17 protein-coding genes are annotated in these 22,147 nt (G+C 40.1%); all 17 read left to right on the forward strand.

Translation table 11 applies throughout. The annotated features are described in order from the left end of the window. Positions 1-21: 21 nt before the first annotated feature. The 17 genes from QLQ22_RS05290 to iolD all read left to right on the forward strand — a co-directional run bounded on the left by QLQ22_RS05290 (position 22) and on the right by iolD (position 22,137). Positions 22-1,827: a sensor histidine kinase gene (locus QLQ22_RS05290; RefSeq protein WP_223440220.1), complete on the forward strand. Its 1,806-nt coding sequence runs from the start codon at positions 22-24 to the stop codon at positions 1,825-1,827. Further along, positions 1,820-3,352, forward strand: a complete 1,533-nt coding sequence (locus QLQ22_RS05295) for a response regulator transcription factor (RefSeq protein ID WP_284016150.1) — start codon at positions 1,820-1,822, stop codon at positions 3,350-3,352. The genes QLQ22_RS05290 and QLQ22_RS05295 overlap by 8 nt, the downstream gene beginning before the upstream one ends. 237 nt (positions 3,353-3,589) lie before the next feature. Next, the gene (locus QLQ22_RS05300) at positions 3,590-4,528 is read left to right on the forward strand and encodes an ABC transporter permease (protein WP_284016151.1); all 939 of its coding nucleotides are present in this window, start codon (positions 3,590-3,592) and stop codon (positions 4,526-4,528) included. 136 nt (positions 4,529-4,664) lie between these two features. Beyond that, positions 4,665-5,519: a carbohydrate ABC transporter permease gene (locus QLQ22_RS05305; protein ID WP_223443187.1), complete on the forward strand. Its 855-nt coding sequence runs from the start codon at positions 4,665-4,667 to the stop codon at positions 5,517-5,519. 38 nt (positions 5,520-5,557) lie between these two features. Continuing rightward, on the forward strand, positions 5,558-7,021 hold the full coding sequence (locus QLQ22_RS05310) for an ABC transporter substrate-binding protein (RefSeq protein ID WP_284016152.1): 1,464 nt from the start codon (positions 5,558-5,560) through the stop codon (positions 7,019-7,021). Positions 7,022-7,096: 75 nt separating this feature from the next. After that, positions 7,097-8,482 carry a glycoside hydrolase family 1 protein gene (locus QLQ22_RS05315; RefSeq protein ID WP_284016747.1) on the forward strand — a complete coding sequence of 462 codons (1,386 nt, stop codon included), beginning with the start codon at positions 7,097-7,099 and terminating at the stop codon, positions 8,480-8,482. A gap of 24 nt (positions 8,483-8,506) precedes the next feature. Continuing rightward, positions 8,507-9,403: an ROK family protein gene (locus tag QLQ22_RS05320; protein WP_284016153.1), complete on the forward strand. Its 897-nt coding sequence runs from the start codon at positions 8,507-8,509 to the stop codon at positions 9,401-9,403. Positions 9,404-9,659: 256 nt separating this feature from the next. Further along, positions 9,660-10,643 carry a Gfo/Idh/MocA family protein gene (locus QLQ22_RS05325; protein ID WP_223440225.1) on the forward strand — a complete coding sequence of 328 codons (984 nt, stop codon included), beginning with the start codon at positions 9,660-9,662 and terminating at the stop codon, positions 10,641-10,643. Between the two features lie 19 nt (positions 10,644-10,662). Next, positions 10,663-11,691, forward strand: a complete 1,029-nt coding sequence (locus QLQ22_RS05330) for a Gfo/Idh/MocA family oxidoreductase (RefSeq protein ID WP_284016154.1) — start codon at positions 10,663-10,665, stop codon at positions 11,689-11,691. Between the two features lie 142 nt (positions 11,692-11,833). Continuing rightward, a complete protein-coding gene (locus tag QLQ22_RS05335) occupies positions 11,834-13,342 on the forward strand; it encodes a sugar ABC transporter ATP-binding protein (protein WP_223440229.1) in 1,509 nt (502 codons plus the stop codon). A 4-nt stretch (positions 13,343-13,346) separates the two neighbouring features. Then, complete coding sequence (locus tag QLQ22_RS05340) at positions 13,347-14,345, forward strand: ABC transporter permease (protein ID WP_223440231.1); 999 nt, start codon at positions 13,347-13,349, stop codon at positions 14,343-14,345. 53 nt (positions 14,346-14,398) lie between these two features. Then, positions 14,399-15,358: a sugar ABC transporter substrate-binding protein gene (locus QLQ22_RS05345; RefSeq protein WP_223440233.1), complete on the forward strand. Its 960-nt coding sequence runs from the start codon at positions 14,399-14,401 to the stop codon at positions 15,356-15,358. A gap of 75 nt (positions 15,359-15,433) precedes the next feature. Next, the gene (locus QLQ22_RS05350) at positions 15,434-16,453 is read left to right on the forward strand and encodes a LacI family DNA-binding transcriptional regulator (protein ID WP_284016157.1); all 1,020 of its coding nucleotides are present in this window, start codon (positions 15,434-15,436) and stop codon (positions 16,451-16,453) included. Positions 16,454-16,558: 105 nt separating this feature from the next. Then, positions 16,559-17,581, forward strand: coding sequence for an inositol 2-dehydrogenase (gene iolG / locus QLQ22_RS05355; protein ID WP_284016158.1), 1,023 nt, complete (start codon positions 16,559-16,561; stop codon positions 17,579-17,581). Positions 17,582-17,602: 21 nt separating this feature from the next. Further along, positions 17,603-18,610, forward strand: coding sequence for a 5-dehydro-2-deoxygluconokinase (gene iolC / locus QLQ22_RS05360; protein WP_284016159.1), 1,008 nt, complete (start codon positions 17,603-17,605; stop codon positions 18,608-18,610). Between the two features lie 16 nt (positions 18,611-18,626). Further along, complete coding sequence (locus QLQ22_RS05365) at positions 18,627-20,090, forward strand: CoA-acylating methylmalonate-semialdehyde dehydrogenase (RefSeq protein WP_284016160.1); 1,464 nt, start codon at positions 18,627-18,629, stop codon at positions 20,088-20,090. Between the two features lie 127 nt (positions 20,091-20,217). Further along, positions 20,218-22,137: a 3D-(3,5/4)-trihydroxycyclohexane-1,2-dione acylhydrolase (decyclizing) gene (gene iolD, locus QLQ22_RS05370; RefSeq protein ID WP_284016161.1), complete on the forward strand. Its 1,920-nt coding sequence runs from the start codon at positions 20,218-20,220 to the stop codon at positions 22,135-22,137. Positions 22,138-22,147: the final 10 nt, after the last annotated feature.

The raw sequence follows: 22,147 nt of genomic DNA on the forward strand, positions 1-22,147 counted from the left end.
ATGATAGAGGGAGTAACTGCTATGCTATTAAAAATAAGAGAATGGCGGAATAAGATTTTCCATCGCATTTTGTTCACATATTCTGTCATTATTTTATTGTGTATGTTTTTGCTGTTTTCGCTTTTATCTCAGTATTATACAGAAGTAGTTGTCCAAAGAGAATTGGATGCAAATACGAGAATACTAGAGAGAGTGGAAACTTATTTTAATCGCAAACATGATTATGTTGACAGTGTTTTTAAGGAACTCTATTTTAAAACAGATCTTATTGAAGATATCTCATTCGCTTTGCAGCACGATTATAATCAATATCTTTCTTATCGGCTTGACCGTTACAGTGAAAGCAGCTCTTTTGTACCAAGTGATCTCGAAACATTCATTGAGAATTACTTTAGTCAAGATTCAGATGTTAATGCGGTCAGCATCAACAGTGATGCTACCCTTAGTGAATATTTGTATATCTTTAATCACTACAGATGGTCGCAGTCAGTTAATCAAGTTAGTGAAATAAATTTAGATAAAGATTTCCTAATATCTGAAAGGAAATCCAGCGGACTTGTAAATGATATCAGTCAACGATCCATTCAAAACAGCTACCATGTCACGAAGAAATTAAATGACCCCGGCACATTAAAAAAACTTGGTGACATATCAATCTATTATAGCTTTGAAGGTTTAGAGAATCTCCTTCATTTACGTCAGCAGCAATTAAAAGGGACAGTTCTTATCTATAATAACTTAGGTGATCTTCTATATCCCTCTAAGGCAGCTTCGATAGAAAAGGAAGGAAGTAAGCCTGATTTTCAAACCATTTTAAAAAAGACAAGAATTAAAGGGGAAACCTATTATGTCAACACATTAGCAGATGAACGCTCACAGCTTATGATTGTTGGTCTAATTCCTGAAAAAGAAATCCAAGGCGTTACACTAGTTCACCGGACCATGCTGCTGATCACGATTTTGTTAACGGCTGCCGCCATTTTGCTTACCTATATTGCTATGCGAAAATACTCAAAACGCATTCAGGTCATCGAACATTCCATGTCTGAGGTACAAAAGGGAAACTTGGATGTCAGGATTCAAGATGTTCATCAAAAAGATGAATTGAGTATGATTTCAACCAGCTTTAATCAAATGGCAGAGGATTTAAATCGCTATATCGATCAAATGTTTATTTCAGAAATCAAACAAAAAGAAGCCGAAATGAAAGCCCTGCAATCTCAAATCAATCCCCATTTTTTATATAATACCCTTGAAGCGATTCGTATGAAAGCAATCGCAGATGGGTCAAAAACAACCAGCACGATGATTTATTATTTAGCTCAATTATTCCGCTATTCTTTAAAAGATAGTGAAGCTGTCACCGTACAAGATGAAATAGAGCATGTGAAACAATATCTGCAATTATTTCAGGTGCGCTATCCAGAGCGTTTACATGTACATTACGATATAGAGGAACAGGTACTAAACTATGAAATTCTTAAATTTATGCTTCAGCCCATTGTCGAAAACTATGTCATTCATGGATTAAAAAAGCATGAAAGCACGAATCATCTATACATTGGAGTTCATAGGAAGCAAACTCAATTAATCATCATGATTCGCGATAATGGAAGAGGAATCGCACCTGATCGATTAGCTGACATTCAAAAGCGGTTAAAAGAAGAACATGAAACATTTGAATCGATTGGATTATCCAACGTCCTGCAAAGGATAAGGCTGAGATTTGGAGATGAGTACGGATTAATCATCGACAGCACAGTCGATGCAGGAACAGAAGTCCAGATATCAATGCCAATCATAGGAGGAAATGAGCAGGATGTATAACGTTTTTCTTGTTGATGATGAACCATTTATTATTGAAGGAATGAAATCAATTATTAATTGGGAAGATATCGGGCTTCAAATAATCGGGCATGCCTATGACGGAGAAGAGGCTCTAAAAACACTTCAAACAAAGGAATGCGACATTCTTCTTACGGATATCATGATGCCTCAAATGAACGGTTTAGAATTGATCACAGCCTTAAAAGTCATAAAGCCTCATATGAAATATATTGTGCTGTCAGGCTACCAAGAATTTGAGTATGTTAAAAAGGGCATTTCACTTGGAATTGAAAACTATCTATTAAAACCGATTGATGAAGAAGAGCTTGCTGCAACATTACGTAATACAATCGAAAAGCTTCAGCAATTGCAGCACGAGGATGAAGACTACTATGTGCTAAGAGACAATGCAATCTGGAGATGGTTAAACAGGGATATCAGCCACCAGGAATTAAAAAAACGTTTGGACATTTACGATCTTCATCTTCATGATTCAACGCTCGTATTTGCCATTGTGCAGCTGGAACTTGCAGCTGATCATAGGGGAGAACGATCAGGGATTCGCAAATGGATTGAAGAATGCTTGGGATGTCTATGTGTGATAAATCCAGAGGAAGAGATGATATTAATTTGGTTAAGCAAACGGCCTGATGAGGTTGAAAGTGATTTACATCATTTACAAATGAATCTTGATCAAAAGCAGGAGGTTCACGATTATTTCATCGCTCTTGGAAAGGAAAATTGTTCAGCAGATGATATTTTTCTAAGTTTTTATCGAACCAGGGATCTCCTGAAATATAGATTTGTCATTTCTGAGGGCACAAAGTTAATTCTTGAAAAGGACGCAGAAAAGTTCTCCGAGACCACAGAAATGATTCGGACATTTAACTTTCAGGAACTTTTGAAACAAGTGCTGACGGGGAATCACTGTGAAGTGGAGAAATGGATACATTCTGCTTTCGATCAATTTTCTGAACGGATATCTTTGGATACCTCACAATTAGCTAAAAGCTTTTCCATCGAATTAATGTCCACCATCCGCAGTTCACTCGATTTGCCAAATGATTTAATGAAGCTTGCAAAAGAGACATCAAGTGTTCTTCAAGCGGATACAATCACTGAATTACGAAATGTGGTGATTGCATTTTTAAAAAATCTAATGGAGCAAATAAAAAATCGAAATGACCAAATGAGCCCGATTATCCATAGTGTTCTTCAATATATTCAGACCTCATACCATGAAGAGCTCTCCCTAAAAACGTTAAGTCAAAAGTTTCACGTAAACACCATTTATTTAGGGCAGCTCTTTCAAAAAGAAGTCGGAAGCGTTTTCTCTGATTATATTAATCAGCTGAGAATTGAGAAAGCAAAGATGATGTTAAAGGAATCCCATTTGAAATCGGGGGAAATTGGAAAAAAGGTAGGGTATTCAGACTCCACTTACTTTTATAAGCAATTTAAAAAAAGCATGGGTGTAACTCCAACCGAATGGAGAGCACTGCATAGTTATGAGAGCCAGTCTTAAAAGGGCTGGCTTTTTTTGTTTGGTGGACACGGCTAAATGGATCCATGAAAGCTCCTCGAGGTCACTTGAAAGACAAAACCGAACTTCTTAGCTCTATGCAGCTTGCCCCAGGGTGAACAAGGTGTTATCACTTTTCGAAGGAATCCTAAATTAGTCCATCAAATCTAAAAATTGTTAACTTTTAACCAGAAGCGTTCAAATTTACAATAAGAGTAGGAGAAGAAAGGGAGGGCCTCTATGAAACGGATCAAGAATTTCTTTGTTAATGTGTACAAAAATCGTGTGTGGCTCCTCATGGTTTTGCCAGGGACGATTTGGTTTTTATTTTTCTCTTATTTACCGATGTTTGGAACCGTTATTGCTTTTAAGAATTTTCGCTACGATGCTGAAGGATTTTTGGCAAGTGTATTAAATAGCGAATGGGTTGGATTTCAGAACTTTGAATTTTTGTTCAGTACAAATGATGCCTTCGTAATTACCAGAAACACAATCTTATATAACGCAGTCTTCATTATTTTAGGATTAATACTTTCTGTTTTTATTGCGATTGTGCTGAGTGAATTAGCGAATAAAAAACTTGCAAAAGTGTATCAGACCGGAATGTTGTTTCCTCATTTTTTATCATGGGTTGTTATTAGTTATTTTGTTTTTACCTTTTTAAGTGTAGATAGAGGATTGCTGAACAAAATTTTTGAGTGGTTTGGATTGGAAGCGGTTTCCTGGTATAGCGAAACAGAATATTGGCCTTTCATTCTTATCTTTATGTCAATGTGGAAAGGTGTAGGGTACGGAAGCATCGTCTATCTGGCAGCGATTGTTGGGATTGATCGAACATATTTTGAAGCTGCAATGATTGACGGGGCTAATAAGTGGCAGCAAATTCGCCATGTGACGATGCCGATGATTACACCGCTTATTGTCATTTTGACTATTTTAAACGTCGGGAAAATTTTTAACTCTGACTTTGGTTTGTTTTTTCAAGTGCCGAGAGATTCCGGTGCATTATATCCCGTTACAAATGTTATTGATACCTATGTCTATCGAGGACTAACGACTATGGGTGAAATAAGCATGAGCACGGCTGCAGGACTCTATCAATCGGTCGTTGGCTTTATCCTGGTTATGCTGACGAATTATCTTGTTAAGAAGATTGATAAGGAGTATGCATTATTTTAAAAAGAAAGGAGACAAAAGTGTGGGACCAGCAAATACTCAAGTAAAAGATCCGGATGTAAAGATTGACGTGCAGAAAAAAAAGAAGCGGCAAAGAAAATATAACCCGCATGAATTAAATGGCTTCCCAAATCTGATCATGAATGTGATCTTAGGCGGATTTGCCATGGTATGTGTGTTTCCTTTTATATATGTTATTATGATTTCTTTAACGGATGAAAAGACGCTTGCCGCTAATGGGTTCCAAATTATTCCTGAAAAATGGAGTCCCGCTGCCTATCAATATTTATGGGCTATGAAAGATCAGTTGTTTCAATCCTATTTCATTACGATACTCGTTACAATTTTAGGTACATTAATAAGTGTGATGACGATCTCTTTTTATGCTTACGCAATCTCAAGAAAACAGTTTTTGTACCGCAAATTTTTCACATTTTTAGCTTTCTTTACAATGTTATTTGGCGGAGGATTAGTTCCTTTTTATATCGTGGCCACTCAGGTTCTGCAATTGAAAAATACGATCTGGGCTCTAATTCTGCCGCTTGTTGTAAACGCTTTCTACATTTTGATTATGCGAACCTTTTTCATCAGATCGGTACCTGAATCTGTATTAGAATCAGCACGCATTGACGGCGCAAGTGAATGGAGAATCTTTTTTCAAATCGTTTTGCCATTATCCTTGCCTGGTATCGCAACCATCGCATTATTCAGTACACTTGGTTACTGGAATGATTGGTTTAATGCCTTGTTATTTATTGATAATCCAACACTGGTTCCGTTGCAATCTCTTTTAATGAAGGTTGAGGGCAACTTGGAATTCATTCGCCAGAATGCATTAACAAATGGTCAGCAAGCAGGAATATTAACCGCCATTCCGCAAGATGCAGCAAAAATGGCGATGGTAGTCATTTCAACCTTGCCGATCGCGATTGCTTATCCATTTTTCCAAAAATATTTTGTTAGCGGGCTGACAATCGGCAGTGTAAAAGAATGATAAGTTAAAAAGTAAACAAACAATAAGGGGGAAAAAACGTGCAAAAGAAATGGGTATCGATTTTTATGGCAGTGATTAGTTTAACCTTGATTTTATCAGGATGCATGGGGGGAGCCAAGGAGAGCAATTCAACTGAAAATGGGGAACTAAAACCATATGAACTGACGTGGTATATGATCGGAACACCTCAAAAAGATGCCGATAAAGTCATGGAAAAAGTAAATGAATACACAAAAGAAAAAATAAATACTAAAATCAACCTGAAAATGATCGACTGGGGTGACTATGATAAAAAAATGCAGGTCGTGATTGCCTCGGGTGAGCCGTTTGATATTGCATTTACAAGTTCATGGGCAGCAAACTATGTATTAAATGCCCGAAAAGGTGCTTTTGTCGAATTAGATAAATTACTGGATTCTGAAGGAAAAGAATTAAAAGAAGCATTAGACCCTGCCTTTTTAGAAGGGGCAAAAATTGACGGGAAATTGTATGCCGTTCCAGCCAATAAAGAAGTAGGACAGCAAAGTGTTTATGTTTTTAATAAGAGATTAGTTGAAAAACACAACCTGGACATTAAGAAAGTTCAGTCACTTGAAGACTTAGAGCCATTATTAAAAACCATTAAAGAAAATGAACCTGATTTCACCCCGATTTCTACGTTTAATCCATACCTGCCGTTTGATTATATTTTAGATGATAAAATGCCGTTTGCTGTTCATCTGGATTCATCGGATCACAAAATTGTCAATGTGTATGAAACACCAGAGATGGAGCAAGCATTAAAAACGATGCACAGCTTCTATAAAGCGGGATATATTAAGTCAGATGCTGCAACCAGCAACGATCCTTGGCCGCTTGAAGTAGAAAACTGGTTCGTTCGCAAAGAAATGTATCAGCCATATGCTGAGCTTACATGGGCCCGTACTTCAGGATATGATTTAGCAGTTCAGCCAATTCATGAGCCGATCACTTTTAATGGTTCAGTAACAGGCTCGATGCAGGCTATCTCTGTGACATCAAAAAATCCGGAACGTGCGATGATGTTCTTAAATTTATTAAATACAGATCCATATTTACGAACTTTATTGGATAAAGGGATTGAAGATGTTCATTATGAAAAAGGAGAGAATGATAAAATTAAAGATTTACAAGCACGTATTGATAACTTTAATATGCCAAGCTTTGCCATCGGAAATCAATTTATCTTACCTTTATATGACAATGATCCAGATGATAAATGGGATGCCTTTGAGAAATTCAATAATGATTCTATAGCTGCTCCTACGCTTGGATTCTATTTTGATCCAAATCCAGTCCGTACGGAAATCGCTGCTATCGCAAATGTCTCAAGTGAGTTTTCAAAACCGCTCATGACAGGTTCAGTAGACCCGGAAGAGTACTTGCCAAAAGCAAACAAAAAGTTTAAAGAAGCCGGACTTGATAAAGTCATGGCTGAAATTCAAAAGCAATATGATGCTTGGAGAAAAACACAGGGTAAATAATCATACATGACACCAAGCTGGATTAAGCGGCTTGGTGTCCTTTTTAAGAAAGGGGTTTAAAACTTGGAAAAACAAATGAATTATCTTTTTCCTGACGATTTTTGGTGGGGGTCTGCATCATCCGCAACGCAAATGGAAGGACATGCAGAAGGAGACGGCAAAGGGCAAAATATTTGGGATTATTGGTTTGAGACAGAACCACACCGTTTTCATAATGGAGTAGGACCCAATCATACTTCAAAGTTTTATGAGAAATACAAAGAAGATATTCAATTAATGAAAGAAGCCGGACATAATAGCTTCCGATTTTCCATCTCATGGTCAAGGCTGTTTCCGGACGGAGAGGGAGAAGTAAATCAGCAAGCGATTCATTTCTATGAAGATGTCATTAATGAATTAATTATCCATAACATCGAACCTTTCATCAATCTCTATCATTTTGATATGCCGCTTGCTCTGCAAAAAAGGGGAGGATGGGAAAGCCGTGAAGTTGTGGATGCTTATGTGAAGTACGCAAGCACCTGCTTTAAACACTTTGGTGATCGCGTGAAAAAGTGGTTTACCCATAACGAACCGATTGTGCCTGTCGAAGGCGGTTACTTATACGGATTTCATTACCCTGCTATTTGTGACTTTAAAAAAGCCGTACAAGTAGGTTTTCATACCATTTTAGCCAGTGCAAAAGCTATTGAAGCATATCATGACAGCAGGCAAGACGGAAAGATCGGAATCATATTGAACTTGACTCCTTCCTATCCGCGCAGTCAGCATCCAGAAGATGTCAAAGCAGCGAGAATGGCGGACCTATTCTTTAACCGATCGTTTTTAGACCCAAGTGTAAAAGGAAAGTTTCCTGAAGAACTAGTTGCTCTTTTGAAAAAGGAAAACTTCCTGCCTGAAATGAAAGAAAAGGATTTAGAAACCATCCAACAAAACACTGTTGATTTATTGGGGATTAATTATTATCAGCCACGGAGAATAAAAGCAAAGGAACACCTTCCAAACCTTCATGCCCCATTTGTGCCGGAAAGATATTTTGATTATTACGAAATGCCTGGAAGGAAGATGAATCCTTATCGCGGATGGGAAATCTATGAGAAAGGCATCTATGATATTTTGATGAATGTCAAAAAGGACTATGGAAACATTGAATGCTTTATTTCTGAAAATGGCATGGGTGTAGAAAATGAGGAGCGTTTCAGAGATGAAACAGGCAAAATTATTGACGATTACCGAATTGAGTTTATGCAAGCGCACCTTAAATGGATTCACCAAGCATTAAAAGAAGGCGTGAATGTCAAAGGATATCACCTCTGGACTTTTATGGATAATTGGTCATGGCTGAATGCCTATAAAAATCGATATGGGCTTGTCTCTGTTCATTTAGAAGATCAGTATAAAAGATCAATAAAGAAAAGCGGTCAGTGGTTTGCTCAGCTTTCAAAAAATAATGGATTTTAAAATTTAGAAAGCGGAGGGAGATAGTTGGAACTAACAGCGGTATTTGATATTGGAGGAACATCTGTTAAATCAGCCGTCATGAATAGTGATGGGAAGGTAATTGAATCAAACGTGCATCAAACACCACCACAAGGGAACAATGAAATTTTCACCATGCTTATTGATCAAACGGAAGAATATAAACAAAAATATTCTGTTAAAGGGATCGCACTCAGCGTTCCTGGAGCTGTTGATGTTCAAACAGGGAACGTCTTTTTTGCTGGGGCGGTAACGGATTTACAGAACAAAAGGGTTAAGGAAGAGCTTAAAAGTTTGAAACTGCCTATAGAATTAGAAAATGATGCCAATTGTGCGGCGCTTGCAGAAAAATGGAAAGGTAACGCAATCGCTAACAATCATTTTGTCGTCTTAACAGTTGGAACTGGGATTGGCGGTTCTATTTTTATCAACAATGAGTTATACAGGGGAAGACAAGGTATGGCTGGAGAGTTTGGTTTAATGTGTCTGCAAATAACGGAAAAGCTTCCTTTACTAATGGAAACAGCTACACTGAGCAGATTAGGCTCTACCTGGAATCTGATCGACCGTGTGAATAATCGGCTTCATCAAGCTTATACAGGAGAAGAGATATTTGACCTTTATCAGAAAAAAAATCAAGTGATAACCGAAGAAGTGGAAGCATTTTTCACGGCCCTTGCAGTTGGGACTGTCAACATCATTCATTCTTTAGCTCCAGAAAAAATTCTATTTGGAGGAGGCGTAAGCTCACAGGAAGCTTTCATTTCTTTATTGAAGGATAAGATTGGACTGATACGGCCTGAAGCTTTGGAACTAACGAATATCGATCATTGCCGGTACTTCAATCAATCAGGCTTGCTGGGTGCTTTATATCATTATCATAGACAAAGAAATATTGTATAGATCAAAGAAAAAAAGAGAGATATAACAATCTCTCTTTTTTTATACTAGATAGTCTGTTTTATGGTGAGTAAAAGCAGGCAATATTGGGAATTTGCAGAAAAAAAGGAAGAATACGCTAGATTTTGAAAATAGTAATTGAATAAAAAAAAAGAGTAAGCTAAAATAGATAGAGAAAGCGCTTACCTTATTTTCTTTCTTTAAATTTCTGAATATTTAGTTATTAAAACGTAAGAATTTATTGTCAGGAGTGATCACGATGGCTAAAATCCGCTGGGGAATCATTAGTGCTGCAAATATTGCATACAACGAACTAGTTCCGGCATTGCGGCGTTCAGACCGAGCAGATGTAAGAGCTGTGGCATCTAAAAGCTTAGAAAAAGCGAAACGTTTTGAAACACCTATTATTTATGAACAATATGAACAGCTTCTTGATGATCCATCCATTGAAGCCGTTTACATTCCACTGCCAAATTCACTTCATGCCGAATGGGCGGTAAAGGCATTAGAAAAAGGAAAACATGTTCTTCTTGAAAAGCCAGCAGCGTTAACGGAAGCGGAAATGGAAGCTGTGAAAACAGCAGCTAAAGACAATAACGCAGTCTTTATGGAAGCATTTATGTACCAATTTCACTGTCAGCACAAGCGAGTAAAGGAATTGCTCGGATCCGGCCTCATCGGGGAATGCCGCCATGTGAAAGCCCATTTTTCCTGGATGCTTGAAGATGAAGAAGACATTCGCTTAAATTGCGAATTAGGCGGAGGCGCTATGCGTGATGTCGGATGTTACGGTTTGCATGCAGTCACACAAATTGCCGGTTTTAAACCTGTTCAACTTTCAATGAGCGGAAAAATTCGCAACGGAGTAGATACAACATCGACTTGTGTATTAATAGATAAATATAATCGGACAGCTGAAGTATCAGCTTCAATGGAACTTCCATTTATTAATCGGTATGAAATCATTGGTCCTAAGGGCTCCATTATTGTAGATTCCTCGTTTCGTCCAGATGTATCAGCTGATGGATACGGGAAAGTAACTGTGAGAGACGAAAATGGCAATGTGATTCTTTTTGAAAGGTTCAAAGACGATCAATATTTAAATCAGGTTGAACATTTTCATGACTGTATCCTTGAGGGGAAAAAAACGGTTTACAATGAGGAACATTCCCTTTTGATGGCCCGTTATCTTGAAAAAAGCTATCAATCACTTCACAGCAAGTCTGTGTTAACAGACGTTTAATAAAAGGAGATTAAATACAATGACAAAAAAAATTCGCTCGGCTGTATTTGGATTAGGAAGGCTTGGGTATTGGCATGCAGTAAACGTGGCTAAAATTCGAAACGCAGAACTTGTGGCTGTATGTGATATGAACATTGAGACGGCCAAACGGGTTGCAGAAGAACTTGAGGCGCCGGTTTTTACGGCAAATCCTGATGATATTTTTCAAGATGATACAATTGAAGCCGTAATCATTGCCTCCCCAACGAGCACTCATTTTGATTTGTTGAAAAGAGCATCAGAATCAGGTAAAGCTATTTTTGTTGAAAAACCGCTGACAATTGATTTAAAAGAAGCAAATGAAATTAAAGGCATGATAGAAAAAAACAATTCAATCTGCCAGGTTGGTTTTATGCGCCGATTTGACCCTGCTTATGATGCAGCAAAAAAACGAATTGATGCAGGTGATATCGGTGATCCGATATACTTCCGCGGAATTTCCCGTGATCCCCATGCGCCTCATGAGGCATTCATCAAGCATAGCGGCGGGATGTTTGTAGATGTGTCCATCCATGATTATGATATTGCCCGTTATTTGATGAAGTCTGAGGTCACTTCTGTGAGCGCTCATGGCCGTGTTTTGAAATATCCTTTTTTGGAAAAGTATGGGGATGTCGATCAATCCCTTACTTATATAGATTTTGCTTCTGGTGCTGCAGGAGATGCAGAAGCAAGCCGTAACGCTTATTATGGCTACGATATACGGGCAGAGATCATGGGGACAGAAGGCTCGATTTTTATTGGAAATCTTCGGGAGCATAACATTCAGATATTAACTAAAGCGGGTAACACGCACGATATATTACCGGATTTTCCATCTCGTTTTACGGATGCCTACAATTTGGAACTCTCAGACTTTTTCCGGGTTGTAGCTGAGAACGGAACACCGCGTGTCACAGTAGACGATGGCGTAAAGGCACTCGAAATTGCTTTGGCAGCACGGGAATCCTATGAGACTGGACAAAAATTTGAGCTTTCGCAACTAGTAGTGAGTGTTAAGCAGAGTTGAAGAATAAAAGAGTGCTGTTTTTTTGAAAAAAATAAATATTCAAAATATGTTGAAATTAAGATGCGAAGTCATTATACTTCATATTAGGAAAGCGCTTTCTTAAAAAACATAAATGATGGAATGAATAGAAAGGGGTCTGTACATGGTTACTCATGCAGGAAGCCTCCTCGAAATAAAAGGAATTAAAAAGAGCTTTGGTCAAAACCATGTTTTAAAAGGGATTGATTTAGATGTAGTAGCCGGTGAAGTTCATGTTTTACTTGGTGAAAACGGTGCAGGTAAATCGACTCTCATAAAAATTTTAACAGGCGCTTACGAAAAGGATGACGGAGAAATTTATTGGGAAGGCAAGCGGGTCGAACTTAATACACCTGTTGAGGCTATGAATCTAGGCATTGCTACCATTTATCAAGAATTAAATGTCATTCCTGAATTAAAGGTTTATGAAAATATTTTCCTTGGAAGAGAATTAAAGCGTGCCGGAAAGTTGTCGCTTCTTAACCAAAAAGAAATGCGCAAGGAAGCAGAACGCTGTTTGGAGATGCTGGGCCAGAGCCCTTCACTGGCAGATAAGCAGCTTGGGGAGCTCGGAATTGGGCAGCAGCAACTTGTTGAAATTGCGAAAGCGCTTGCCCTGGATGCTAAATTGATTATAATGGACGAGCCAACATCCAGCCTTAGTGGAACAGAGGTAGAACAGTTATATAACTGTGTTGAACAGCTTACGGAAAAAGGAATCGCGATTGTATTCATTTCCCACCGCTTGGAAGAAATCAGAAGGATGGGCGATCGGTTAACCATTCTTCGAGACGGATTTAAAATAGATACACTGCAGGTTAAGACTACCGAAACTGATTACTGGATTGAGCTAATGGTTGGCCGTGCGCTTGATGAAAAGTATCCCAAGCAATCGTTTATGCTTGGAGACGAAGGATTTCGGGTTGAAAACATAATGGTAACTGGAACTTCAGAACCAGTTGGATTTTCCATCCGTTATGGTGAAATTGTTGGCATTTCCGGACTAGTCGGCGCAGGCCGTACAGAACTGGCACGAGCCATTTTCAGCGCAGATTCACATGAAGGCGGAAAAGTCTTCATAAATGGTGAGGAAGTTCGAATTAAGTCACCTCGGGATGCAATTGATGCCGGCATTGCCTTTATTACAGAGGACAGGAAAAGTGAAGGTCTCCTGCTTGATCAGCCGCTCGATTTCAACATTGCTATGGCTAATATGAAAAAATTTACAAATAAATCTAGATTAGTTGATTTAAAAGGTATCCGTGAAGAAGCAAAAAATTATATTAAAGAATTGAAGGTGCGCCCTGATAACATTGACCTTCATGCCCGAAATTTAAGTGGAGGCAATCAGCAAAAGGTTGTTATTGCCAAATGGCTATGCACACAAGCAAAGGTATATATCTTTGATGAACCGACAAGAGGCATTGACGTTGGAGCTAAAGTTGAGGTATACCGCTTAATGAATCAGTTAGTTGAAAGCGGTGCCATAGTGTTGGTGATTTCTTCAGACCTTCCAGAAATTCTTGGTATGTGCGATCGAGTCCTAGTGATGAGTGAAGGAAAAATAACCGCTGACCTGGAGATAGAAGAGGCTTCTCAAGAGAGAATTATGAAAGCGGCAACAGGAGGTTAATATAATGAGTGAAGCAGTTTTGAAAAAAACAGACAATGATGCACCAAAACAAAGCAGAAAGCTAAAGAGTTACTTAAGTAAATTTGGACCGCTTATCGGTCTTGTCCTTTTAACTACAGTGCTCACATTTTTATCGGACAAGTTTTTAACATTGAATAATATAATGAACATTGCCCGACAATCTTCTATCAATGCCATTCTTGCAATGGGGATGCTTCTTCCAATATTAACAGCAGGGATTGATTTGTCTGTTGGATCCATTCTTGCAGTCTCCATTATGGTTATGGGAATTGTCTCAGTTAACATGGGCTTGAGTCCAATCCTAGGTATTATTGTATGTCTTGCCGTCGGTGCTGGATTTGGTTTAATAAACGGGTTGTTATTAACAAAATTACGTTTGCCGCATCCGTTTATTTCTACACTTGGTACAATGAACATCGCACGTGGGATTGCGCTAATTTTAACTGCTGCAGCTCCGATTGCTGGTTTCCCATATTTAATTCAATTTATAGGCCGTGAATTTGTAGGTCCTATTCCAGTTAGTTTCCTTCTTGTTATAGTTGTATATATCATCTTTCATATTTTCCTAACCAGAACACAGACAGGGCGTTATATTTACGCCATTGGCGGTAACAAGGAAGCTGCTCGTCTGTCAGGTATTAATGTCGATCGCGTGTTAATTATTGTGTATACAATCAGTGGTTTAATGGCGGGGCTTGCAGGTCTTGTAACAGTTGGCCGAGTTAACTCTGCTTTTCCTCTTGCTGGACTTTCATACGAACTTGACGCAATTGCGGCAGTTATTATTGGCGGCGCTAGCTTTATGGGAGGCGTTGGGACTGTTTGGGGTACATTAATCGGAGCTATGATTATCGCTGTCCTGCGTAATGGCCTAAACCTTTTAAACGTTCCTGCTGATTTCCAAATGGCAGTAATCGGATTTGTTATTATCGCCGCCGTATATGTAGACGTTCTTCGACAGCGCAAAAGTAAGAAAGGGTAAACTTGTCTACTTTGGTAAAGCGCTTTACTAAAAATAAAAAAGGGGGAAATGAAATGAAAAAACTTAAATTGATTGGAACGGCATTGGCAGTATCATGTATAGCATTTGCTGCAGGCTGCAGCGGTGCAGATAAAGAAGCAAGCGGCAACGGGGACGAAAGCGTTGCAGTCGTATTAAAAACATTATCAAGCCCTTACTGGAAATATGTAGAGGCAGGAGCTAAAGCTGCCGGGAAAGATCTTGGAGTAGATGTAACGGTAGTTGGACCATCTGCAGAATCGGAAGTGATCCAACAAGTAAATATGCTCGAAGATCAAATAAGTCAGTCACCTGGTGCTATTGTAGTCGCTCCATCTCAGCCAGAAACAGTTGTTCCAGTATTAGAAACTGCATCTCAATCGGATTTACCAGTTCTTCTAATAGATTCAGATGCTGAGTTTGCAGGAAAAACAAGCTTTATTGGTACAGAAAACCATACAGCAGGTATAGAAGGCGGAAAATTGCTCGCTTCTATGCTTCAAAAGGGAGATAAAGTGGTCTTAATTTCAGGAGCGCTCGGTAATCCTGCTACAGATGACCGAATTAAAGGTGCGAAAGAAGCACTTGAAGAAGCAGGTCTCGAAGTTGTCGCTGAACAACCTGGAGATAGTGATAAAACAAAAGCTATGTCTGTTATGGAAAATATTCTTCAGAAAAATGGGGATGTAAAAGGTGTTTTCGCAGCCAATGATGATATGGCGCTGGGTGTATTGCGTGCAGTCGAAGCTAAAGGAAACGATATTAAAGTAATCGGCACAGATGGAACAGAAGAAGCAGTTGAATCTATTTTAGATGGGAAACTTGCTGGTACAATTGCACAAAGTCCTTACAACATGGGCTATCAAGGTGTCGAAAACGCATTGAAAGCAATTAAAGGGGAAAAGGTCAAAGAGCGTATAGACAGCGGAATAGACATCATTACAACTGAAAACGCAGAAGAAAAATTAGAATTTTTAAAGAGTATTTCTAAATAAGGTCTAAATTTGGTACAGCAAATTTCCTTCATGCTAAACTAATGAAAAAGACAATTCGGAGGAGTTTGAAAATACATGAAGCTCACTATCTATGATGTAGCAGAAAAGGCGGGAGTCTCAATTGCTACGGTTTCCAAGGTGCTGAATAATACAGGACGGATCAGCAATAAAACAAGGAATAGAGTAATGGAAATCATGCAAGAACTTGAATACCAGCCAAGCAGTGTAGCAGCAGCGCTGACAGGTAAGAAAACTTTTACAATCGGAGTGCTTGTTCCTGATATTTCCAACCCCTTTTTTGCTGAGGTAGCCCGGGCTTTGGAAAACAGCGCACGGGAAACGGGTTATGCCATCATATTATGCAGCACAGATTATCAGCGAGAACGTGAACAAGATTATTTAGAGCTGCTTTTAAAAAAACAAGTTGATGGAATTATTATTGCAACAGAACCAAAGGATTGGAAGGTTTTTAAAAAACTCCAAAGCAAGAGTATCCCTCTCTTAATGTTTTCGATTGATCATCCATCTTTTGCTTCTCACGTTGTTACGACTGATGATGTACGCGGCGGATATCTGGCAGGCCGTTACTTGCTGGATAAAGGTCACACGAAAATTGCTGTGATTGCAGAATTAAACCGTGCGAGCGGTGTGCTGCGTTTGCAGGGCTTTAAACATTCTCTTGCTGATGAGGGAATTCATTTAGATGAAAACTATGTTGTACATTCAAAATCAAAAATAGAAGAAGCGAAAGCGGCTGCCCGGCAAATATTGAAAATAGAGGTTAAACCCACTGCAGTATTTGCTTCTACGGATCTAATCGCTGCAATATTCATTAATGAAGCAAGAAAAGCGAAAGTGGCGATTCCACATGATATATCAGTGATTGGTTTTGATAATACGATTCATGCGGAGTTAGCAGATCCAGGTTTAACTACAATCGCACAGCCTATTGAGGAATTGGCACACTATGCTATTCAAAAGCTGCTGCTGTCAATTGGAAATCCAGATATGCCTGGACACAGAATTATGCTTGCACCAGAGCTGATTGAACGTCATTCTGTCAGAGATTTGAATGAAATTGAGGCTAAGAGATAAGGATTTAACTTGCCGGCTTGGGCCGGAATTTTTTTCAAGTCAACAGGAAAGCGCTTAATCGAACCTATAAAAATTTAAAATTAACGATTTAGGGGGAATCGGTCGATGACATTGACTGTGGGAATTATTGGAGCTGGACGTATCGGAAGATTGCATGTTGATAATTTGAGGTTGATTCCGCACATTCGGATTAAAAGTGTATCGGATGTTGCTGCCCAACATCTTGAAACAAGGGCAGAAGAAAAGCAGATTGAAGTATTAACAACAGATTATCATGAATTGCTGAATGATCCTGTTATACAAGCAATTTTTATTTGTTCGCCAACAAATACTCATGCAGACATTATTAAAGAAGCAGCAGCTGCCGGAAAACATATTTTCTGTGAAAAGCCAGTCAGCTTCTCGGTGGAAGAAACAGAGGAAGCACTTGCTGCTGTTGAAAAAGCCGGTGTAAAGCTGCAGGTTGGTTTTAACCGCCGTTTTGATCCAAATTTTCGAAAAATTCGTACACTTGTTCAAAAAGGAGAAATCGGAACACCTCACATTTTGAGAATCACCTCACGCGATCCAGAGCCTCCAGGTGTTGATTATATTAAATCATCAGGCGGATTGTTCATGGACATGACCATACATGACTTTGATATGGCGCGCTACGTAATGGGCAGTGAAGTGGTGGAAGTTTTCGCGAAAGGTGCAGTGCTTGTTGAACAGGCGATTGGAGAGGCAGGAGACATTGATACAGCTATTATTACCTTGAAATTTGCAAATGGCGCTCTTGGTGTAATCGAAAATAGCCGACGTGCAGTTTACGGTTATGACCAGCGTCTTGAAATCTTTGGTGATAAGGGAGCAGCGGAGGTAAATAACAATCGGGCAACAAACGTTGAAGTTTCAACCATTAATAGTGTAACGAAAGAGAAGCCGCTTTACTTTTTCCTTGAACGGTACACTCAAGCATATATCGATGAAGTAACTGAGTTTGCTGCTGCAGTCCTAAAAAACCATGAAGTGAGCTGCAATGGCTTTGATGGTTTACAGGCTGAACGTATTGCCAGAGCAGCAAGACAATCACTTGAAACGGGGGCCCCAGTTCAATTAAAGCCGGCTGCCCAAACTGCAGCAAATTAATTGTACGGAAGGAAGGATCATATGAACCCGCTCAAATTTGTAAAGGATAGACCCCTTGATATTATTGCTGTCGGCAGGCTTTGTATTGACTTAAATGCCAATGAAACAGATCGCCCAATGGAAGAAACGAGCACATTTACCAAATATGTCGGCGGTTCCCCGGCCAATATTGCGATTGGTTCTGCTAGATTAGGTCAAAAAACGGGATTTATCGGCAAAGTTGCTGATGACCAAATGGGCCGTTTTATCACAAATTACTTAAAGAAAAACAACATCGATACAAAGGGCGTAACAGTTGACCAAACAGGTGCGGTCACAGGTCTTGCTTTTACTGAGATAAAAAGTCCGGCTGAATGCAGTATTTTGCTGTACCGTGACAACGCCGCTGACTTGAAGCTGCATCCTTCTGAGGTAGAAGAGGATTATATTAAACAATCAAAAGCTCTATTAATTTCAGGAACAGCTCTGGCTAAAAGCCCATCCCGGGAAGCTGTATTTTTGGCGCTCGAATATGCGATTAAACATAAAGTAACGGTTTTCTTTGATCTTGATTACCGCCCGTATACATGGACTGACGAATCCGAAACAGCTGTTTATTATAACTTGGCTGCTGAAAAATGCGACGTCATTATCGGGACTCGCGAAGAGTTCGATATGATGGAAAAATTGTTGAATATCGATGAATCAGATGACCATTATACAGCGTCCCGCTGGTTCTCATACCGTGCAGATCTTGTTGTCATTAAACATGGCGGTGCAGGATCCATTGCTTATACAAAAAACAATGAATCACATAGAAGCGGAATCTTCAAGACGAATGTTCTGAAAACGTTCGGTGCAGGCGACTCTTACGCATCTGCTTTCATTTACGGCCTAATGAATGGAAAAGACGTGTCGGAAGCGATGAAGATGGGCAGTGCCTCGGCATCCATTGTTATTTCCCGCCACAGCTGCTCAGATGCCATGCCGACAAAGGAAGAGCTGATCACTCAAATGGAAACAGCAGTTTACGAACCAGTTCAAGTATAGAAAGGGAGAATATAAAATGACACAAACAACTGTAAAAACGCTAAAAAACTATATTGGCGGTGAATGGGTAGAGTCAGCTTCTGAAAAAACAGAAATCGTCTATAACCCGGCAACAGGTGAAGAGCTTGCTATAGTACCTCTTTCTACAAAAGAAGATGTGGACCGTGCTGTGCAAGCAGCGAATGAAACGTTTAAAACTTGGTCCCAGACATCCGTTCCAAAACGCGCGCGTATTCTTTTTAAATATCAGCAGCTCCTTGTAGAGAAGTGGGATGAGCTTGCAAAGCTTATAACAATTGAAAACGGAAAAAGCTTTCAAGAAGCACACGGCGAGGTGCTTCGCGGCATTGAGTGTGTTGAATTTGCTGCAGGCGCACCTACGTTAATGATGGGTAAACAGCTTCCTGATATTGCGACAAACATCGAATCTGGTATGTATCGCTACCCAATCGGTGTAGTCGGCGGAATCACACCATTCAACTTTCCAATGATGGTTCCCTGCTGGATGTTCCCGCTTGCAATTGCTTGCGGCAATACATTCGTTTTGAAGCCGTCTGAACGAACTCCGCTTCTTGCGGTACGTCTTGCAGAATTGTTTGAAGAAGCAGGCCTTCCTAAAGGTGTATTAAATATCGTGAATGGTGCACATGACGTTGTTAACGGCATTTTAGAGCACAAGCATGTAAAAGCTATTTCGTTTGTCGGTTCACAGCCTGTTGCAGAATACGTCTATAAAACAGGCACTGCAAACTTAAAACGTGTTCAAGCATTGGCAGGAGCTAAAAACCATTCAATTGTATTAAAAGATGCAAACATTGATGCAGCAGTTACACAAATTACAAGTGCCGCTTTTGGATCAGCAGGTGAACGCTGTATGGCAGCGGCTGTTGTAGCAGTCGAAGAGCAGATCGCGGATGAGCTGATTGAAAAGCTTAACAAAGCTGCTGATGAGATTACAATCGGTAATGGACTGGATGAAGGCGTATTCTTAGGACCGGTTATCCGTGAATCTCATAAAGAACGTACACTTGGCTATATCGAATCTGGTGTTAAGCAAGGTGCAACGCTTGTCCGTGATGGTCGAGGCGATGAAGCGGCAAACGGTAAAGGTTACTTTGTTGGACCTACAATTTTCGATCATGTCACACAAGAAATGAAAATTTGGCAGGATGAAGTATTTGCGCCAGTTCTTTCGATCGTGCGCGTAAAAGATTTAACAGAAGCGATTGATGTAGCAAATGCTTCACCATTTGCAAATGGGGCATGCATCTATACAGACAGTGCATATGCTATCCGCCAGTTCCGTGAAACAATTGACGCAGGCATGTTAGGTGTTAATGTTGGAGTTCCAGCACCAATGGCATTCTTTCCATTCTCAGGCAATAAAGATTCATTCTACGGCGACCTTCATGCAAATGGTACGGATGGTGTCGAATTTTACACCAGAAAGAAAATGGTTACCGCTCGTTTCGTGAAGTAAGGATTAAAAAGGGAAGTGGCGGGACCGGGTGCCGCTTCCCTTTTTCATTTTGCACTAGGAAGGCTTCAGGAAATTTTCTTTTTCAGACAAATCATGTGTGTTTCTTAATGAGAGAGGAGAGTTATAAGTGAAGACGATACAAATGACAACGGCACAGGCACTCGTGAAATTTTTAAATGAGCAGTATATAGAATTTGATGGAAAACAGGAACGTTTTATAAAAGGGATTTTTACTATTTTCGGTCACGGGAATGTGCTTGGACTTGGCCAGGCACTAGAAGAAAATCCAGGAGAACTGGAAGTCTATCAGGGACGAAATGAGCAGGGAATGGCTAATGCTGCGATGGCGTTTGCTAAACAGAAACATCGGAAACAGATCATGGCATGCACCTCATCCGTTGGACCTGGAGCAGCAAACATGGTCACTTCTGCCGCTGCTGCTACAGCGAATAATATTCCTGTTCTATTATTACCCGGTGATGTGTTCGCAACACGCCAGCCGGATCCAGTGCTTCAGCAGATCGAACAAACCCACGATCTGTCCATTTCAACAAATGATGCATTCCGGACTGTAAGTAAATATTGGGATCGCGTTACCCGGCCAGAACAGCTTATGTCTGCGATGCTGAATGCATTGCGTGTATTGACGAATGCTGCAGATACAGGAGCTGTCACGATTGCACTTCCGCAGGATGTACAGGGTGAAGCATGGGATTTCCCTCAAAGCTTTTTCGAAAAACGGATTCACCGGATTGACCGCAGGCTTCCATCTGCTGAGAGTGTGCAGGATGCAGTGAAACTTATTCAGGTAAAGAAAAAACCATTGCTGATTTTTGGCGGAGGCGTCCGTTATTCTGAAGCAGCTGACTCTTTAGTGAAATTTGCAGAAACGTTTAATATCCCATTTGGTGAAACCCAGGCTGGCAAAAGCGGTGTGGAAAGTAATCATCCGCTCAATTTGGGCGGAATCGGCGTAACGGGCAACTCGGCTGCTAACACACTGGCAAAAGAAGCAGACCTGATTATTGGGGTCGGTACGCGTTTTACTGATTTTACAACAGCGTCTAAGCAGTTGTTTGGAAAGGCTGACGTACTTACGATAAACGTTTCGGAATTCCACGCAGCAAAACTTGATGCTGTAAAAGTAGTCGCCGATGCAAAAGCCGGACTTGAAGCCATTGCAGCAAAACTTGGAGACTATCGTTCTGCTTATGAAAATGAAATTGAAGATGCGAAGCAAGGCTGGCAGAGTGAATTAAACCGATTATACGGGATTACTTATGGCGATCGCTTCACACCGGAAATAGCTGGTCACCTCGATGAAAAGCTGCCTGAATATAAAAAAGCGCTTGGCACTGAATTGACACAGACAAGCGTGCTTGGAGCATTAAATGAAATGGTGGCTGATAATGCGATTGTGGTTGGGGCAGCCGGCAGTCTGCCAGGCGACATGCAGCGTATGTGGATTTCGAGAACACGCAACACCTATCACATGGAATATGGCTACTCATGCATGGGCTACGAAATAGCTGGAGCTCTGGGAGTTAAGCTTGCCGAGCCGGACCGGGAAGTATACGCGATGACCGGTGACGGCAGCTATTTGATGCTTCATAGTGAACTCGTCACATCCCTGCAGGAAGGGAAGAAAATTAATGTTGTCCTGTTTGATAATTCAGGTTTTGGCTGCATTAACAATTTGCAGATGGAAAACGGAATGGGCAGCTTTGGTACAGAATTTCGAAAAAGAAACCCTGAAACGGGAAAAATGGATGGTCCGGTCATGGCTATTGATTATGCAAAAGTTGCAGAAGGCTATGGTGTTAAAACATACTCCGTCAGAACGATGGATGAACTTCACGCAGCCGTCATTGACTCGAAAAAGCAAACTGTAAGTACACTGATAGACATTAAAGTGCTTCCAAAAACGATGACACACGGCTACGATTCATGGTGGCATGTTGGTTTAGCCCAAGTTTCTGAAAAAGAAAGCATCAAGAGTGCATTTGAAAATAAGGAAACCAATCTTGAAAAAGCGCGTGCGTACTGACGGGGGGGAA

The sequence above is a fragment of the Metabacillus hrfriensis genome (assembly GCF_030127205.1).
Lineage (GTDB): Bacteria > Bacillota > Bacilli > Bacillales > Bacillaceae > Bacillus_P > Bacillus_P dongyingensis.

Excerpts from the sequence above, each read along its gene's own strand:
- QLQ22_RS05290 (WP_223440220.1), top strand. The coding sequence starts at position 22 with ATGCTATTAAAAATAAGAGAATGGCGGAATAAGATTTTCCATCGCATT.
- QLQ22_RS05295 (WP_284016150.1), top strand. The coding sequence starts at position 1,820 with ATGTATAACGTTTTTCTTGTTGATGATGAACCATTTATTATTGAAGGA.
- QLQ22_RS05300 (WP_284016151.1), top strand. The coding sequence starts at position 3,590 with ATGAAACGGATCAAGAATTTCTTTGTTAATGTGTACAAAAATCGTGTG.
- QLQ22_RS05305 (WP_223443187.1), top strand. The coding sequence starts at position 4,665 with ATGAATGTGATCTTAGGCGGATTTGCCATGGTATGTGTGTTTCCTTTT.
- QLQ22_RS05315 (WP_284016747.1), top strand. The coding sequence starts at position 7,097 with ATGAATTATCTTTTTCCTGACGATTTTTGGTGGGGGTCTGCATCATCC.
- QLQ22_RS05325 (WP_223440225.1), top strand. The coding sequence starts at position 9,660 with ATGGCTAAAATCCGCTGGGGAATCATTAGTGCTGCAAATATTGCATAC.
- QLQ22_RS05330 (WP_284016154.1), top strand. The coding sequence starts at position 10,663 with ATGACAAAAAAAATTCGCTCGGCTGTATTTGGATTAGGAAGGCTTGGG.
- QLQ22_RS05335 (WP_223440229.1), top strand. The coding sequence starts at position 11,834 with ATGGTTACTCATGCAGGAAGCCTCCTCGAAATAAAAGGAATTAAAAAG.
- QLQ22_RS05340 (WP_223440231.1), top strand. The coding sequence starts at position 13,347 with ATGAGTGAAGCAGTTTTGAAAAAAACAGACAATGATGCACCAAAACAA.
- QLQ22_RS05345 (WP_223440233.1), top strand. The coding sequence starts at position 14,399 with ATGAAAAAACTTAAATTGATTGGAACGGCATTGGCAGTATCATGTATA.
- QLQ22_RS05350 (WP_284016157.1), top strand. The coding sequence starts at position 15,434 with ATGAAGCTCACTATCTATGATGTAGCAGAAAAGGCGGGAGTCTCAATT.
- iolG (WP_284016158.1), top strand. The coding sequence starts at position 16,559 with ATGACATTGACTGTGGGAATTATTGGAGCTGGACGTATCGGAAGATTG.
- iolC (WP_284016159.1), top strand. The coding sequence starts at position 17,603 with ATGAACCCGCTCAAATTTGTAAAGGATAGACCCCTTGATATTATTGCT.
- QLQ22_RS05365 (WP_284016160.1), top strand. The coding sequence starts at position 18,627 with ATGACACAAACAACTGTAAAAACGCTAAAAAACTATATTGGCGGTGAA.